12 protein-coding genes are annotated in these 17,246 nt (G+C 71.3%); 5 read left to right on the top strand and 7 right to left on the bottom strand.

Annotated features, from left to right (window positions below):
- Positions 1 to 131: 131 nt before the first annotated feature.
- Positions 132 to 1,256 (bottom strand): glycoside hydrolase family 53 protein, encoded by a 1,125-nt coding sequence (locus OHN19_RS41405; protein WP_330269156.1) that lies wholly within the window; start codon positions 1,254 to 1,256, stop codon positions 132 to 134.
- Positions 1,257 to 1,417: 161 nt separating this feature from the next.
- On the opposite strand from OHN19_RS41405, the gene OHN19_RS41410 reads away from it, so the two are divergent.
- On the top strand, positions 1,418 to 3,409 hold the full coding sequence (locus OHN19_RS41410; protein WP_330269157.1) for an alpha/beta fold hydrolase: 1,992 nt from the start codon (positions 1,418 to 1,420) through the stop codon (positions 3,407 to 3,409).
- A gap of 7 nt (positions 3,410 to 3,416) precedes the next feature.
- On the opposite strand, the gene OHN19_RS41415 is transcribed toward OHN19_RS41410, so the two are convergent.
- The 5 genes from OHN19_RS41415 to OHN19_RS41435 form a co-directional block, all read right to left on the bottom strand.
- Entirely contained in the window at positions 3,417 to 4,211 is a 795-nt protein-coding gene (locus tag OHN19_RS41415) for a serine protease (RefSeq protein ID WP_330269158.1), read from the bottom strand.
- A 158-nt stretch (positions 4,212 to 4,369) separates the two neighbouring features.
- Complete coding sequence (locus OHN19_RS41420; RefSeq protein ID WP_330269159.1) at positions 4,370 to 7,423, bottom strand: alpha-mannosidase; 3,054 nt, start codon at positions 7,421 to 7,423, stop codon at positions 4,370 to 4,372.
- A gap of 25 nt (positions 7,424 to 7,448) precedes the next feature.
- Positions 7,449 to 8,342, bottom strand: a complete 894-nt coding sequence (locus tag OHN19_RS41425) for a carbohydrate ABC transporter permease (RefSeq protein ID WP_330269160.1) — start codon at positions 8,340 to 8,342, stop codon at positions 7,449 to 7,451.
- Positions 8,342 to 9,283, bottom strand: a complete 942-nt coding sequence (locus OHN19_RS41430; RefSeq protein ID WP_391196967.1) for a carbohydrate ABC transporter permease — start codon at positions 9,281 to 9,283, stop codon at positions 8,342 to 8,344. Before OHN19_RS41430 ends, OHN19_RS41425 begins: the two co-directional genes overlap by 1 nt.
- On the bottom strand, positions 9,280 to 10,659 hold the full coding sequence (locus tag OHN19_RS41435) for an extracellular solute-binding protein (RefSeq protein ID WP_330269161.1): 1,380 nt from the start codon (positions 10,657 to 10,659) through the stop codon (positions 9,280 to 9,282). The genes OHN19_RS41430 and OHN19_RS41435 overlap by 4 nt, the downstream gene beginning before the upstream one ends.
- Before the next feature lie 223 nt (positions 10,660 to 10,882).
- Here OHN19_RS41435 and OHN19_RS41440 point away from each other — a divergent pair, with 223 nt between their 5' ends.
- The 4 genes from OHN19_RS41440 to OHN19_RS41455 all read left to right on the top strand — a co-directional run bounded on the left by OHN19_RS41440 (position 10,883) and on the right by OHN19_RS41455 (position 16,473).
- Entirely contained in the window at positions 10,883 to 12,127 is a 1,245-nt protein-coding gene (locus OHN19_RS41440; RefSeq protein WP_330269162.1) for an ROK family transcriptional regulator, read from the top strand.
- Positions 12,128 to 12,330: 203 nt separating this feature from the next.
- Positions 12,331 to 14,562 (top strand): MMPL family transporter, encoded by a 2,232-nt coding sequence (locus OHN19_RS41445; RefSeq protein ID WP_330269163.1) that lies wholly within the window; start codon positions 12,331 to 12,333, stop codon positions 14,560 to 14,562.
- Positions 14,563 to 14,569: 7 nt separating this feature from the next.
- Positions 14,570 to 15,796: a sensor histidine kinase gene (locus OHN19_RS41450; RefSeq protein WP_330269164.1), complete on the top strand. Its 1,227-nt coding sequence runs from the start codon at positions 14,570 to 14,572 to the stop codon at positions 15,794 to 15,796.
- On the top strand, positions 15,793 to 16,473 hold the full coding sequence (locus OHN19_RS41455) for a response regulator transcription factor (RefSeq protein ID WP_330269165.1): 681 nt from the start codon (positions 15,793 to 15,795) through the stop codon (positions 16,471 to 16,473). The genes OHN19_RS41450 and OHN19_RS41455 overlap by 4 nt, the downstream gene beginning before the upstream one ends.
- 32 nt (positions 16,474 to 16,505) lie before the next feature.
- Here OHN19_RS41455 and OHN19_RS41460 read toward each other — a convergent pair whose 3' ends face one another.
- The gene (locus OHN19_RS41460) at positions 16,506 to 17,246 is read right to left on the bottom strand and encodes an SDR family oxidoreductase (protein WP_330269166.1); all 741 of its coding nucleotides are present in this window, start codon (positions 17,244 to 17,246) and stop codon (positions 16,506 to 16,508) included.

A 17,246-nucleotide genomic window follows, 5' to 3' on the forward strand; every position in this document is an offset into this window, starting at 1 on the left:
GCCAGAGTAATGTGACCCCCTGCACTGCCTTCATGGCGGGGGGTGATTACCGGCTCGGGGGCTCGAGGCAGCCGGGGCGACGGCGAACGGCACCGCCCGGGGACGGTGCCGCTCCGGTCCGAAGTCGCCCCCTACGGGGTCCACTTGATGTTCGGGTTCACATTGCCGGTCCAGTTGAAGACGGCCATGTTGTCCCAGCCGTTGCCGCTGCCCGAGATGTTCGTCGGGTCCCAGCCGTTGCCGGTCACCGCGTACCAGGTGGGCTCCCAGTAGAAGACGCCGATCGCGCCGTTGCTGCGGGCCGCGTTCTGCACGGCCGTGAAGTTGCTCGCCTGGCCCTGCCAGGTGAGCGGATAGCCCGAACAGCCGGTCGTGATGGAGTTGGCGGTGCTGTCGGCGTTGGCCGAGGTGAACGGGTAGGCCGTCTCGGCGATGATGACGTCCTTGCCGTAACGGGACTTCATGTCGGCCACGACACTGCCCATGTTGGCTATCGTGCCGTGCCACGGGCAGTAGTACGACAGCCCGGTGATGTCCCAGTTGACGCCCTTGGCCTTGATGCCGTCGTAGAACCAGCGGGCGTTCGCGTCACTGTCGGCGTCGGCGGTGTGGATGATCACCTGGGTGCCGCTGTTGCACGCCTTGGTCGCGTTGTAGCCCGACTTGAGCAGCAGGCTGAGGTTGGTGAAGTCGTTGTTGACGACCTTGCCCTCGTTCCACAGCATGCCGACGTTGATCTCGTTGCCGATCTGCACGCTGTCCGGGGTGGTGCCCTGCGACTTGAGGCTGTTGCAGACGTCGTACGTGTAGTTGTAGACGTCGGTCTGCAACTGGCTGATGGTGTGCCCGGCCCAGGCCGCGGGCTTGTTCTGGTTGCCCGGGTCCGCCCAGGTGTCCGAGTAGTGGAAGTCGACCAGCAGCTTCAGCCCCTTGGCCTTCACCTGCTTCGCGTACGACAGCACCTTGGCCTTGTTGTTGTAGCCGCTCGCGGGGTTGTTCCAGACCCGCAGGCGGACGTAGTTGACGCCGAGGCCCTTGAGGATGTCCAGGGGGTCCTTGGCGGTGCCGCTCGCGTCGTAGTACTTGGCGCCGAGGTCGAGCGCGCGCTGGGCGGTCGACACATCGGCACCGAGCATGGTGAGCGAGCCCGCGGCGGAGGCGCTGGTGGGCGTGGTGAGCAGGGATGCGGGCAGGGCGAGGGCCGCCGCCAGGAGCATGGCGGCTCTCGCGAGGCGGCGCGGACCTTTGACGGTCATCCCGACCTCCTTGTCTGACATGACCATGGGGATAAGTTCTGTGAACGTTCACGGTAAGAGGCGTTGCTGGCGCTGTAAATACATCTGTCATGCGGACTTGTGGCCTGTGTACGTGCACAAATCCCGTGCGACGATCTCCACGCGTGGGCAGAATGCTCGCCATGATCAACGGACCGCGCACTTTCCACGACCGCCTCGTCGCACAGCCGCGTCCGACCGACCTGGCCCTGGCCCCGGACGGCACCCGTCTGATCCTTTCCGTGCAGGCCCTCGACGAGACGGGATCCCGGTACACGTCCGAGCTGTGGGAGGTGGATCCGGCGGGCGAGAAGGACCCTCGCCGGGTGCCCGGCTCCCGACAGGGCGACTCCGCCCCCGCGTTCAGCGCCGACGGCACCCTGCTGTTCCTCGCGGACCGCGGCTCCGGCGAGTCCGGAGAAGAGCCGGGACCGTCCGTCTGGTCGCTCCCGGAGCGCGGTGAGGCCGAGCGGATCGCCCAGCACCCGGGCGGGACAACGGCGTTCACCGCCGCCGCCCGCGCCGACGCGCTCGCCTGGACGGCCGCTCTGCTGCCCGGCGCCGCGGACGCCCGCACCCACGCGGAGCTCCTGGGGCGGCGGCGCCGCGCCGGTGTCAGCGCCGTGCTGCACGAGGTGGCCCCCGGCGACGACGGTGGGGAGCTGGGCCCCGCCGAACCCCACACCTTCGTCCGCGCCCGGGACGCCGAGCCGGTCGACGCGGGCGGCCAGGGCCTCGAAGGCGCCGCGGACGTGGCCCTCTCGCCCGACGGAACCCTGGTCGCCTACACCCGTTCGCCCACCGTGGCCGCTCCCGACACGAACACCGTGGTGATGGCCGACGCACGCACGGGTGTGCGGCGCCGGACGCTCTCCCGCCCCGGCCACCAGTACTACAGCCCTGTGTTCACCGCCGACGGCACGAGCCTGGTCTGCGAACGCCAGCGGGAGGAGACGTACGACTCCGAGTGGCAGGTCACCCTCGTCGCCATCGACCCCGTGTCCGGCGAAGAGACCGACCTCCTGCCGGACTTCGAGAACTGGCCGTGGCCGGGAAGGGCGGTCTGCTCACCGGTCCCCGGGGACACCACGCTGTGGTTCACCGGCGACGAGCAGGGCCACCGCCCGGTCTTCCGCCGTGACCCGGACGGCACGGTCACCCGTCTGACCGCCTCCGGCGCCTACACCTCCCTCTGCGTGACGCCCGACGGCTCCACTCTCTACGCGCTGCACAGCGCCTTCGACCGCTCCCCCCACGTGGTCCGGCTGGACGCGGCCAAGGCCGACCAGCACCCCGCACCCCTGGGAACACCGGGAGGCGACCTGGGCCCCCTGCCCGGCACGCTCACCGAGGTGCACACGACCGGCGACGACGGCTTCCCCCTGCGCGGCTGGCTCGTCCTGCCCGAGCAGGCCGCGGCCGAGCACCCGGCACCGCTCCTCGTCATGCCCCACGGCGGACCCCAGGGGTCCTGGAGCGACTGGCCCTGGCTCTGGAACCCCTGGCCGTTCGCCGCCCGGGGCTACGCCGTACTGTTGCCCGACCCGGCCCTGTCCTCCGGGTACGGGCAGCGCATGCAGGAACGCGGACGCGGCGAGTACGGCGGCCGGCCCTACCGCGACGTCCTCGCGCTCACCGACGCCGCACAGGCCCGCACCGACCTCGACCCGACCCGGACGGCCCTCGCCGGCTGGTCCTACGGCGGCTACCTAGCCAACCGGGCCGCCACCCGCACCGACCGCTTCAAGGCTCTGGTCTCCCACGGCGGGCTGTGGAACCTGGAGTCCTTCCAGGGCGGCACCGACATGCACGCGTACTTCCGGAAGATCTTCGGTGACCCGCGCGTCCGCCGCGAACGCTACGACGCCGACTCGCCCCACCTCGACGCGACGAAGCTGACGACACCGATGCTGGTCGTGCACGGCGGCGCGGACACCCGGGTCCCCGAGGCGCAGTCCCGGGAGCTCCTCCACGACCTCCGGCGCCAGGGCGTGCCCACCGGGTTCCTGTACTTCCCCGACGAGTCCCACGGCGTCGAGGCCCCGAACCACCTGGGTCTGCTCTACGAGACGGTCCTCGCCTTCCTGGACCACCACGTCCTGGGCGAGGACTGGAGGCGCCCGGCGCTCCTGTGACGGCGGCTCAGCGGGTGGGGATGCCCAGGTCGGCGGCGACCGAGTCGGCGCGCACGAACACGGACACCGGGTACTGCTCGTCGCAGTACTTGTTGCCGCTCGACACGATCCCCACGACCTTGCCGCCGCTGATCAGCGGACCGCCGGAGTCGCCGGGGCAGATGCTGTCGGTGGTCCCGGGACGCGGCAGGCCGCACAGCATCGCCGCGGGGTCGGTCTCCGGATCGGTGTAGGGCCGGCAGTCGGCGACGGGGGAGATGACCAGCCTGGCCTGCTTGAGCCGGGTGGCCTGCTCGCCGGGGCCGGTGCGTCCCCAGCCGACCACGGTGGCCGTCCGGCCTGCGGCGACCAGCTTGCCGTCCTTGGGCCCGGCCACCGGGATGGTCCGGTACGGCATCGGCCGGTCCAGGGTGAGCACGGCGGCGTCGTAGGCGTAACCGGGCGCGCCGTACCGCGAGTCCAGCCGGTAGGAGGCGACCTCCCGCACGGTGCCGTCCGTGCCGTCCACGTGGGTGCGACCACCGATGACCCGCAGCGTGGAGACGTCCCCGGCGCTCTCCACGCAGTGGCCGGCGGTGAGCACCTTGGTGGGCGCGATCAGCGTGCCCCCGCAGAACTGGCTGCCGTTGTACTCGATCAGCATGGCGTACGGCCGGGCCTTCGTGGTGGCGGGACCGCCGCCCTTGATCGCGGAGGCGGGAGCGGCGGTGGACCAGAGCGCGGCCGCGGCGAGCACGGCGGTGGTGACGACGGCGGCGGCCCGGGAGCCGGGACGAGCGGATCTGCTGGAGCCTGCGGTCATTTCGGTTTCCCCCTGAACTGCGTGGCGCGGGGCGCGACTTGGCCCCGCACGGTGTGGTCGGTGGGGAGGACGAGCCGGGGGAGCGGGTTGGTTTCACACGGCACGTGATTTCTGCTCCGTCCCGGTAGTGTCCGTCTGTGCCGCCACGCCGCCGCAGGTCAGGCGCGTCGCAACCGCAGCGTGAGGATCTGGAACGGCCGTAGCGTCAACCGGACACCACCCTCCGTCTGCCGGTGGCTCGTCGGATCGTCCAGAGGACGTTCCAGCAGGTCCGTCGCCACGGCGGAGGCCAACGGGAAGCCGGTGCGCAGTGTCGCCAGCGCCCGGGTCCCGCGGGACTCGTAGAGCCGTACGACCACGTCCCCGCTGCGGTCGTCGGCGAGCTTGACCGCCTCCACGACCACGCCCTCGTGGTCGACCGAGACCAGCGGGGCGACCGTCGCACTGCCCGGCACCACCCGTTCGGGCAAGTTGAAGCGGTACCCCTCGCGCCGCGCGTCGCTGACGTCGGCGCCGATCAGCAGGGCGTAGCCGAGCCGGTGGGTGCCCTGGTCCTGGTCGGGGTCGGGGAAGCGGGCGGCGCGCAGCAGGGACAGGCGGACCGTGGTGGTCGTACCGCCGTCGGCGCGGACGTCGCGGGTGACGTCGTGCCCGTAGGAGGAGTCGTTGACCAGGGCGGCTCCCCAGTCGGGCTCGCCGACGTGCAGGAAGCGGTGCGCGCAGGTCTCGAACTTGGCCGCCTCCCAGCTGGTGTTGGTGTGGGTGGGCCGCTCGACATGGCCGAAGGGGATCTCGGCGGTCGAGTGGGCGGCCCGCACGTCCAGCGGGAAGGCCGCCTTGAGGAACTTCTCCCGCTCGTGCCAGTCGACGACGGTGTCGATGACCAGCGCACGGGACCCGGCCGGCAGCGTCAGCGTCTGCTCGATCCGCGACGCCCCGAAGGCCCGGACCACGCGCACGCCGTCGTCGCTCGCCGTGACCGACTCGGCGTCGGTGAGGTCGCGGACCGTGTTGCGGTAGAAGACGTCGACGTCCCAGGCGTCCCACTGGTTCGGGAAGTCCTGGTGCTGCTGGAGCAGGTTGCCGACCGCTCCGGGGGCCAGCGCCTCCCGGCCGGCCGTGTGGTCGTAGGCGGAGGTGATCAGTCCGTCGGCGTCCACCACGACGCGGACCAGGCCGTTGTCGAGGACGAACCCGTCGCCGTCGGGGCGCGGAGGCGTGGGCTGGTGGACCGTCTCGGGGCGCGGGCTCGCTCCGAAGGCCGCGACACCGGCCCGGGCGTGCGGAGCCGCGTTGAAGACGACCGTGCCCTCGGGCTCCCCGGCCAGCACCTCCTGGGCTGACCCGATCAGCTCCTCCAGCTCCCGGGCCACAGCCGCGTACGTCTCCTCCGCCTCCCGGTGCACCCAGGCGATCGACGTCCCGGGCAGGATGTCGTGGAACTGGTGCAGCAGCACCGTCTTCCACAGCCGGTCCAGGTCGTCGTACGGATAGGGGTGCCCGTGCCGTACGGCGGCGGTCGCGGCCCACAACTCCGCCTCGCGCAGCAGGTGTTCGCTGCGCCGGTTCCCCTGTTTGGTGGCGAGCTGACTGGTGAGGGTGCCGCGGTGGAGCTCCAGGTACAGCTCCCCGGACCACACCGGTGCGCCGCCGTTCGCCTCGTACTCGTCGTGCGCGCGCCGGAAGAACTCCGCCGGGCCCTCCAACGCGACGCGGGGTGAACCCTCCAGGTCCCTGAACCGGTCGGCGCGCGCGAGCATCTCGCGGGTGGGGCCGCCACCGCCGTCGCCGTAGCCGAAGGGGATCAACGAGTGGTTGGAGCCCGACTTGTCCTGGAAGTTCCGCACGCTGTGGGCGACTTCGGCGCCGGACAGCTCACCGTTGTAGCTGTCGACCGGAGGGAAGTGGCTGAAGATCCGGGTGCCGTCGATGCCCTCCCACCAGAACGTGTGGTGGGGGAACTTGTTGGTGGTGTTCCAGGAGATCTTCTGCGTCAGGAACCACTTCACCCCGGCCAGCTTCATCAGCTGCGGCAGGGCAGCGTTGTAGCCGAAGGTGTCCGGCAGCCACATCTCCTCGGTCTCGACGCCGAACTCCTCCAGGAAGAACCGCTTCCCGTGCACGAACTGGCGCACCAGGGCCTCGCCGCCGCTGATGTTGGTGTCGGGCTCCACCCACAGACTGCCGGCCGGCAGGAACTGCCCGGTCTTCGCCTTCTCCTGCGCCCGCGCGTACACCTCGGGCCGGTGCTCCTTCAGCCAGGCGAGCTGCTGCGCCTGGGACATCACGAACCTGAACTCCGGGTGGTCGTCCATGAGATGAGTGACGTTGGAGACCGTCCGGGCCACCTTGCGCACGGTCTCGCGCAGCGGCCACAGCCAGGCGGTGTCGATGTGCGCGTGTCCGACCGCGGAGATCCGGTGGGCGCTCGCGTGCGCGGGGGAGGCCAGCACGGGTGCGAGAGCGGCGCGTGCGGCTCGCGCGCTGCCGCTGACGTCCTGCAGGTCGACGGCGTCCAGGGCGAGTTCGACCGCTCTCAGGATCTGCCACCGGCGCGGGGAGTCGGGGGACAGCTCCGGCATGAGCTGGCGCAGCACCTCCAGGTCCTGGACGAGTTCGTGCACCTCCCGGTCGAACACCGCGAGGTCCAGACGCCGCAGCCGGTAGAGCGGCTCCCCGGGGTCCGCGGCCGGGTCGCCCAGCCAGGGTGCCCGGCCGCCCACCGACGTGGGCCCGAAGGTCAGTTCGCCGGGAGCGGTGTGCATGACCACCGGATTGGCGGCGGCCTCGATGTGGACCACGAACTCCGCGCCCCCCACCGCCTGTTCGGCCACGGGGAGCCAGGTGTTGCGCGGGTTGAGCGCCTTCACGGCCGTGCCGTCGGGCCGGTAGACCAGCCCCTCGGCGGAGAAGCCCGCCGAGTGGGTCGCGAACCCGAGATCCAGGACCGCCTCGACCGTCTCGCCCGCCCACTCGGCCGGGATCGTGCCGCTGACCTTGAACCAGCTCGTCGACCAGGCGGGCCCCCACCGGTCGCCGACCCGGGCCGGACGATAGGGAGCGGCCAGCCCCTCGGGGACCGGCACCGGCTCACCGGCGACGCTCCACACCGCCACGTCGAGGGGGACCGACCGGGCGTGGACGGCGGGCCGTATGCGCTCGTCGAGCACTCGGGCGAGCCGCTGTTCGGTGAGGTCACGGTCGTTGTGCATCAGATCTCCGTACAGGTGGGGGGAGTCAGCCCTTGAGCGCGCCGCCGAGCGCGAAGCCGCCGCCGAGCCTGCGGGCCAGCAGCAGATAGAGCAGGACGACGGGCATCGAGTAGAGGAGGGAGAACGCCGACAACTGCCCGTACTGCGTCTGGTCGTGGGCGCTGAGGAAGGTGAACACGCTGACGGAGGCGGGGAGTTTCTCCGGCGACAACAACAGGATGAAGGGGACGAAGAAGTTCCCCCACATGCCGATGAACGTGAAGATCGTGACCACCATGACCCCGGGCCGCATCAGCGGCAGCACCACCCGCCACAGCACCTGCATGGTGTTGGCGCCGTCGATGCGGGCGGCCTCCTCCAGGACGATCGGTACACCGTCCATGAAGTTCTTCATCAGCCAGATCCCGAACGGCAGCGCGGACGCGGCCAGGAACAGGGTCGTGCCCGGCACCGAGTCGATCAGGTTCAGCTGCACGAACATGCTGTAGACGGGGATCATCACGGCCGTGATCGGCAGCCCCGTGGAGAACAGGATCGTGTAGAGGAACGGCCGCCGCACCCGCGACCGGTAGCGGGACAGCGGGTAGGCGCACAGCACCGACGCCACCACGGTCACCGCCGTGCCGAAGCCGCACAGCAGCAGGCTGTTGAGCATCGGCCGGTAGGTGGTGTCGACGTTGAGCACCGCGTCGAAGTTGTCGAGCGTGAGCGCCGAAGGCCACTTCAGCCGGAAGGAGTTGGTGCGGCTCACCGAGGCGAGCAGCATCCACAGCAACGGCAGGACGTACAGCACGGACACGGCGAGCAGGACGAGGTTGACGGTGAGGCGCCCGGGACGGACGCGGCGCCCCCGTGGGGAACTCGGCGCGACGGGGACCTTGTCCACGGTCCTCGCGGGCGGGGTGGCGACGGCGGCCATCAGTCGTCCTCCAGTTTCAGCAGCCGGATGTACACGACGGAGAACAGGGCGCCGACCACCAGCAGGACGAGCGCGATGGCGGTGCCGTAGCCGATCAGGCTGTTCTGGAAGGCCTGTTGGTACATGAAGATCGGCAGCGTCTCGCTCTTGTTGCCCGGGCCGCCGCGGGTCATGGTGTAGATCAGCCCGAAGACGGACAGCGTCTGGAGCGTGATCAGCATCAGGTTCGTCAGGATCGACGGTCTGATGACCGGCAGGACGACCCGCCACAGACGCTGCCAGGGCCCCGCCCCGTCCATCTCGGCGGCCTCCACCAGCTCCTGGGGCACGTCGTTGATCGCCGCGGTGAAGACCATCAGAGAGAACGCCGTGCCGCGCCACACGTTGGCCAGGCACACGGCGAGGATCGGCATCGTGTACAGCCAGTTCTGGTCCGGCAGGTGCAGCGCGTCCAGCAGCGAGTTGAGCGAGCCCTGGTTGAAGAAGAAGGCGTACATCAGATAGCCGGCGACCACCTCGGGCAGCACCCACGCGGCGATCACCACCCCGTTGACCAGGGCCCTGACCGGCCTGGTCGCCTTCTGCATCAGGACCGCCAGTGCCAGCCCGAGGGTGTTCTGGCCGACCACCGCCGAGCCGACCACGAACACGAGCGTGAGCCACATCGCGTTGAGGAAGTCGGTGTCCTTCAGCGCCCGGGTGAAGTTGTCGAAGCCCACGAAGTGCGTGCCGGAGGCCCCGGTGAGCTGCATGTCGGTGAACGCGTAGTACACGCAGTACGCGATGGGGCCGGCCAGGAACACCACCAGCAGGACCACGGCCGGGACGGTCGGCAGACCCCGCAGCAGGGAGCGGACGGCGGGGGCGGGAGACAGGGCGGGCGCCCCGCGGGACCGGCGGTCACCGCCGGTCCCGCGGGGCGCCGGGGCGAGGGCGGTCACGAAGTGCCCTCCACGGTCTTGTCGTCGCCCACCGCCGCCTTGACATCGTTATCGAACGTCGAGGCGGCCTTGTCGACGGAGGCCTGACCGGTCGTCACGGACTCCATCGCCTTCTGGATCGCGGTCGAGACCTGGTTGTACTCGGGCAGGCCGGGCCGGTAGTGGGTGTCGGCGACCAGCTCGGTGAAGAACTTGTTGGTCGGCACCGAGTTCAGGTACGCCGGGTCGGAGGCGACGTCCGTGCGCACCGCGATGTTGGCGTTGGTCACGTTCCACTTCGCGGCGTTGGTCTTCGTCTGGAGCGTGGTCGACAGGAACTTCCAGGCCAGGTCGGGGTTCTTGGCCTTCGCCGGGATCGACCAGGCCCAGCCGCCCGACATGCTGGTACGACCCGGTGCCTGACCGTTCTGCGTCGGCATGGCCGCGGTGCCCATCACCGACTGCCACTCCTTCCACGGCTTGGCCGCGGCCGAACTCCAGTTGTTGGGCATCCAGGAGCCGTCTATGTCGATCGCCAGCTTGCCCTCGGGGATGAGCTCGGTGCCCACGGTGGTCCCGAAGTTGGCGCCCAGCGCCTGCTCCTTCGACGGGCCGAGACCCTCGCTGTACACGGTGTGCACGAAGTCCAGCGAGTCCTTGAAGCCCTGGCTGCCCACCACCCACTTCTTCTGCGAGGCGTCGTAGAGCGACTTGTCGCCGGCCGGGGTGCCGTACAGCAGCATCTCGAAGCCCTGCATGGAGGACGCCTCGCCGCCGGCCTGACCGGTGTAGAGGTTCAGCGGGGTGACGCCGGGCAGCTTCGCCTTGATCTTCTTGGCGGCGGCGATCACGTCGGCCCAGGTCTTCGGCTGCCAGGGCACGGCGATCCCGGCCTTCTGGAGGAGCTGCTTGTTGTACCAGATCCCGCGCGTGTCGGTGTCGTCCGGGACAGCGTAGGTCTTGCCGTCCGAGGCGCCGGTCACCGCGCCCTTGGCCGCCTTGGCGTACTGCGACCAGTCGGCCCACTTCGCGGTGTAGGCGTCCAGCGGCTTGAGGTAACCGCCCGCGATGTCGGAGTTGATCAGCGCGGTGTCCTCGTAGACCAGGTCGGGCGCGGTCGCGGGGGAGCGCATCATCAGCTGGAGCTTGGTGTAGTAGTCGTTCTCGGAGGCGACCACCGGGACGAGGGTCACCTTGGTGCCCGGGTTGGCCTTGGTGAACTCCTTCACCATCGAGGCGAGGAAGTTGGCCTGGAGCTTGTTGGCGCTGTCCAGGTTCTGCCAGTAGACGACCTTGATGGACTTGGCCGAGCTCCCTGACGAGCCCGAACCGCAGCCGGTGACGGCCAGGGCGGTGGCGGCGGTGAAGGCCGCGGCGGTGACGATTCTCGAGCGCACAGTGGTTCCTCCGGAACGCGAAACCTGAGGGAAAGCCGCGAGTTTTCTGGGGCCGGGAGGCCAGCCCGACAGCGCTCCACGCTCGGCGCCACCTTGCGCTGACTGGCCTGGATGGCCGGATTTTGTGGGCGTCAGCTAAATCCATTTGATGGATGAAGTCAATGCTTCGAGTATGTAAACTTTCGCCCTGGGGCGCCGCAGACGGCGGAGGTGAGGGGATCGGATGACCATGCTCAGCGGGACGAACCTGCCACGGGTCGGCGGCTACAACCAGGCCGTCGTCCTGGACGCCATCCGCACCACGGGCCAGGTGAGCAGGGTCGAGCTGGCCGCCCTCACCGGGCTGACCAACCAGACCGTCTCCAACGTCGTCCGCAAGCTCCTCGACGCCGGACTGGTCGCGGAGTCCGGCCAGGCCCCCTCCAGCGGCGGCAAGCGCCGCACCCTGCTGACCATCCGGGCCGAGGGCGCCTGCGCGGTCGGCGTCCACCTCGACCCCGACGCCGCCGTCATCGTGGTGGTCGACCTGGCCGGCGAGGTGATCGGCAGCCGCCGCCTCAGGCTCACCGACCCCGGCGACCCGGCCGACGTCGTGGACCGCGTCGCCCGCACCACCGGACGCCTCCTCGACCGCAGCGCCGTGGACCGCACCCGCCTGCTGGGCCTCGGCATCGCCGCGCCCGGCCCGCTCGACGGCACCACGGGGGCGGTGGTCTCCCCGCCGAACTTCCCCGGCTGGGGCCGCGTCCCCCTCGCCGACATGTTCGCCGAGGCCACCGGGCTGCCCGTCGCCCTCGACAACGACGCCACCGCCGCCGCGATCGGCGAGCGCTGGATCGGCGGCGCCGACCGGGCGGGCAGCTTCCTGTTCCTCTACCTCGGCACCGGCGTCGGCGCCGGGATCGTCCTCAACAACACCGTCCTGCACGGCGATTCGGGCAACGCGGGCGAGTTCGGCCACATGGCGGTGGAACCCGGCGACCGCGTCTGCCACTGCGGCGCCCTGGACTGCCTCGGCCCGTACGTCAGCCCGGCAGCGATCATCGACGACCTGCTGCGCCTGCACGGCCGGGCCGCCGGCGACCGCATCGGCCTCACCGGCACGCCCGACTCCGTGCACCACGACTGGAAGGCCCTGCGCCGAGCCGCCCGCGCGGGCGACACCGACGCCTGCGATGTCGTACGACGCGCCGCGCGCCGTATCGGCGAGGCCGCGCGCGGCGCCGCCAGCCTCCTCGACGTCAGCCGGGTCGTCCTCGGCGGCGAGGCCCTGCGCGGCATCGAACCGATCATCCGCGAGGAGGTCGAGGCCGCCGTCAACCGCACCTCCGTCGCCCGTACGATCCGCTCGGTGACCGTCGAACAGAGCGTGATCGGCGAGACGGTGGGTGCGGTCGGGGCGGCGTCACTGGTGCTGCACGGGAACTACGCGCCGGGGTGGCGGATGCTGACGGATGTGACGGGCTGACGCAGGCCCGGGGGGCGGACCCGGCGAGGGCGGCCGGCGCCCATGTAGTGCGTCGGCACCAGGAGGCGTGAGCGGGTGGTCCGGGCGCACCAGGGGAAGACGGCGACGCAGGACGATGTCCGGGCGGATGCCGGGAGGAAGGGTTGGGGGCGTGCGAATTCCGCACGTTCCCCCTTGCTACCGGTGTCTGGAGTGATCAACAGGTGGCTGCTTTTCTTTACCGGATCGGACGGTGGGCCTTTCGGCGGCGCCGGCTCGTGGGCGGTCTGTGGCTGGGAGCCGTGGTCCTTGCGATCGCGGCCGCGGCCCTGGCGCCGGCCGCGGAGGACGAGGACCTCTCCATGCCCGGCACCGAGTCGCAGAAGGCCTTCGACCTGCTCGATCAGCGCTTCCCGCAGGACAACGCGCAGGGCGCCGAGGCCCGTCTGGTGTTCCAGGCACCGGACGGGCAGCGGGTGACGGCCCAGCGGAACAAGGCGGCCGTCGAGGACGCGCTCGGCTCCCTCGACAACGGCGAGCAGGTCGCGTCGGCCACCGACCCCTATGAGACCGGCGCGGTCAGCGAGGACGGCACCATCGCCTACTCCACGATCACCTACACCGCGGACGCCGTCGACCTGACCGCGCAGACGAAGACCGCGCTGGAGAACGCCGCCAGCCGGGCCCGGGACGCCGGACTGACCGTGGAGATCGGCGGCTCGGCCCTGGACGCGGAAGAGGCGATGGGCGGCACGACGGAACTCGTCGGCGTGGTGGTGGCCGCCGTCGTACTGGTCCTCGCCCTCGGATCGCTGGTCGCGGCCGGACTGTCGTTGCTCACCGCCTTCGTGGGCGTGGCCGTCGCCTTCGGCCTGGTCTCCGCCCTGGCCGCACCGCTGGGGCTCACGTCCACCGTCGCCATCCTGACGCTGATGCTGGGCCTCGCGGTCGGCATCGACTACGCGCTCTTCATCACCTCCCGGTTCCGTGACGAGCGCGCCCGGGGCAGCGACCCGGAGGAGGCCGCGGGCCGCGCGGTGGGCACGGCCGGATCCGCCGTCGTCTTCGCCGGCGCGACCGTCTTCATCGCGCTGGTCGGACTCGGGGTCGTCGGAATCCCCGAACTCACCAAGATGGGCCTCGGGGGAGCGGGCGCCGTGGCCCTCGCCGTCCTCGTCGCACTGACCCTGGTCCCCGCTCTGTTCGGTTTCTTCGGCCGACGGGTGCTGTCCCGCACCGTCCGAAAGACCCGCCCGGGAGGCACCGGCCAGGCAGCCGCAGCGGGCCGGCCCGGTCTCGGCACCCGCTGGGCGCGGTTCGTGCTGCGCCGCCCGGTGGCCGTGCTCATGATCACCGGACTCGGTCTCGGCGCCGTCGCGCTTCCCGCGCTGAGCCTCGAACTCGGGCTGCCCGGCGACGAGTCCAAGTCGGTGGAGACCACCCAGCGCCGCGCCTACGACCTGCTGTCCGAAGGGTTCGGCCCCGGCTTCAACGGCCCGCTGACCGTGGTCGTCGACATGTCGGCGGCCCCGGACAGCCGGTCCACCACCGACCTGGTGGTCAGGACGGTACGGGCGGCCGACGGGATCGCGTCGGTCGGTGAGCCCGTATTCAGCCGTACCAGGGACACCGCCGTGCTGACCGCCGTCCCGCGGACCGCGCCGAACAGCGGTGAGACCAAGGACCTGGTGCACACGCTCCGCGACACCGTCTCCGGCGTCGAGGCCGACACCGGTGCCGACGTCCTGGTGACCGGCACCACCGCGATGAACATCGACATCTCCGAAGCCATGTCCGACGCCCTCGTGCCCTATCTGACCGTGGTCATCGGCCTGGCGGTGCTCCTGCTGACGGTTGTCTTCCGCTCGATCCTGGTCCCGGTCAAGGCCGCGCTCGGCTTCCTGCTGTCCGTGGGAGCCGCCTTCGGTGTCCTCGTCGCCGTCTTCCAGTGGGGCTGGGCGGGCGACCTGATCGGCATCGAACAGACCGGACCGGTCATGTCGCTCATGCCGATCCTCATCATCGGCATCGTCTTCGGGCTCGCCATGGACTACGAGGTCTTCCTGGTCAGCCGGATGCGCGAGGCCCACGTCCACGGCGCGTCCCCCGGCGAGGCGATCGTCAGCGGCTTCCGGCACAGCGGACGCGTGGTGGCCGCCGCGGCGATCATCATGACGAGCGTGTTCGCCGGATTCATCGGCATGAGCAATCCGACCATCCAGACCATGGGCGTCGGCCTCGCCGCCGCCGTCGCCTTCGACGCCTTCGTGGTCCGGATGGCGATCGCCCCCGCGGTTCTGGCACTGCTCGGCCGCCGGGCCTGGTGGCTGCCCCGTATCCTCGACCGTGTGCTGCCGAACGTGGACATCGAGGGTGAGGCACTGACCGGTCATGTTCCGGTCCCCACAACCGAGTTGGGCACTGCGGTACGACAGCTGCCGGTCGGCCGGGACTGAGTCGGCCATGACGGGGACGAGGAGCGGCGGCCCGCGACCACGCGGCACGTGGCGGCGGGAGGGAGCGATCACGGCGGCGGCGTTCGCGCTGTGGCTCCTCGGCAGCATGGTCCAGGACGACGTCAGCAGGCTCTCGGCGCCGCCTGCCGCCGCCTACCTCCTCGCGCTGGTGACCTGTGGCGTGCTGCCGCTGCGGCACCGGGCGCCCCTGGCCGTCATGGCGGTCACGACGGTGGGCGCGGTCCTGGGGCCGCCCCTGGGCCTCCTGCTGAGCCCGCTCCTCGTGGCGCCCACGGTGATCGCCGCCTACTCCTACGCGCTCACCGCGCGCACCGAACGGCGGGCGGCGAGCGCGGTGCTGCTCATCTCCGCGGCGCTGCTGGTCGCCTCCACCCCGTTGCTCGGGGCCCTGTCGTGGCAGGACGCGAGCAGGGTGGGACTGGTCGCGGCGTTCCCGGTGGTGGCCGGCGTGCTGGGCCACTCGGCACAGAACCGGCGGGCCTACCTGGCGGCCGTGGAGGAGCGGGCCCGGCGGGCGGAGGAGAGCAGGGACAGCGAGGCGCGCCGGAGGGTGGGCGAGGAGCGCGTGCGCATCGCCCGGGAACTGCACGACCTGGTGGCCCATCAGATCACCCTGGCCAACGCCCAGGCCACGGTCGCCGCCCACCTCTTCGACAGCCGCCCGGAGCAGACCCGCAAGAGCCTCAAGGAGCTCGTGGAGACCACCGCCGACGCGCTCGACGACCTGCGGGCCACGGTCGGTCTCCTACGGCAGTCCGGGGACGCGGCCGCACCCGCCGAACCGGCTCCCGGGCTGGCCCGGCTCCCCACGCTCCTGGAGTCCTTCCACCGCGCGGGTCTGGAGGTGTCGGTGCACGAGGAGGGCACGGCCCGGCCGCTGCCACCGGGGGTGGACCTGACCGCCTACCGCATCGTCCAGGAGGCCCTGACCAACGTGACCAAGCACGCCGGCACCGGCAGCGCCCGGGTGCGACTCGTCTGGAACCGCGACCGCTTGACGGTCACCGTCGCGGACGACGGAGGAACTGCCGGCAAGTCCGCCACCGCGTCGCGTGGAGCCACGGCCGCCGACCGCCCGCCCGGCTACGGTCTGATCGGCATGCGGGAACGTGCCCTCGCCGTCGGCGGCCGGCTCTCCGCGGGCAGGCGCCCCGAGGGCGGCTTCCTCGTCTCCACCGAGCTCCCCCTCCCACCCGCCAAGGACCCGCTGTGACACTGCGCGTGCTGCTCGCCGACGACCAGGCCCTGCTCCGCGGCGCCTTCCGGCTGCTGCTGGACTCCGCCGCCGACATCACCGTGGTCGGTGAGGCGGCCGACGGCAGGGAGGCCGTGCGGCTCACCCGGGAACTGCGCCCCGACGTGGTGGTCATGGACATCCGGATGCCCGAGGTGGACGGTCTCACCGCCACGGCCGAGATCTGCGCGGACCCGGAACTGCGGTCCAGCCGCATCCTGGTCCTCACCACCTACGAGACCGACGAGTACGTCGCCCAGGCGCTGCGCGCGGGAGCCGGGGGCTTCATCGGCAAGGGCATCGGGGCCGAGGACCTGCTGCACGCCGTACGGACGATCGCCGACGGCGACACCCTTCTGTCGCCCGCCGCGACCCGCTCCCTGGTCGCCCGCTTCCTGGCCACACCGGAGGAGGCGCCCTCCCAGGACCCCGAGCGGCTCGACGCGCTCACCCCGCGCGAACGCGAGATGGTGGCCCTGGTCGCGACCGGCCTGTCCAACCAGGAGATCGCCGAGCGGATGTTCCTCAGCCCCTTCACCGTCCGCGCCCATGTGCAGCGCGCCATGACGAAGCTGGGCGCCCGCGACCGGGCGCAACTCGTCGTCATCGCGTACCGGACGGGCCTGGCCCGCACCGGTCCCGACGGCGCGCCGTAGGACCGACAGGGGCGTGCGGGGCGCCGCGGTTCTCAGGTCAGGTTCAGGCCGCCGTCGAGGACGATGACCTCACCGGTCAGATAGCCGCTGCCGATCACCGACGCCACCAGGTCGGCCACGTCGGCAGGCTGGGCCGGGCGGTGCATCGGGGCGCGGTCGCGCCACAGCTCGTGCGCCTCGGCCCAGTCCTTCGTCATCGGTGTGTCCACCAGGCCGGGGGCCACCGCGTTCACCCGGACCTCGGGGCCGAGCGCGGCCGCGAGCAGCCGGGTCACGTGGTTCAGCGCCGCCTTGCTCGCCGCGTACGGCACCGAGGACCCCTTGGGCCGTACGCCGGCGTGGCTGGTGACGTTGACGACGCAGCCACCGCCGGGGGACCGCCGTAGCGCCGGAAGGGCCGCCGTGCACAGCACCCAGGGCGCGATGAGGTTGACCTCCAGCAGCTGCCGCCAGTCCGCCGGGGTCGCCGCCGCGAGGTCCGCGTGCGGGATCGGCCGGCTGATGCCCGCGTTGTTCACCAGCACGTCCAGCCGCCCGAACCGGCCGAGTACCGTCTCGACCAGCCCGCGGGCCTCCTCCTCCACCCCCAGGTCCGCCTGGACGTAGGTCCCGCCGAGCTCCGCGGCCAGCGCCAAACCGGCCTCGACGCTGCGCCGCGAGTGCACGACGACCCGCGTCCCGTCCGCCGCGAGGCGCCGTGCGACGGCCTCCCCGATGCCGGACGTGGACCCGGTGACGAGGGCGACGGGCCGGTCCCGCTCTTCGATGCTCAT

Origin of the sequence: Streptomyces griseorubiginosus (assembly GCF_036345115.1) — a bacterium.
GTDB classification, from domain to species: Bacteria; Actinomycetota; Actinomycetes; order Streptomycetales; family Streptomycetaceae; genus Streptomyces; species Streptomyces griseorubiginosus_C.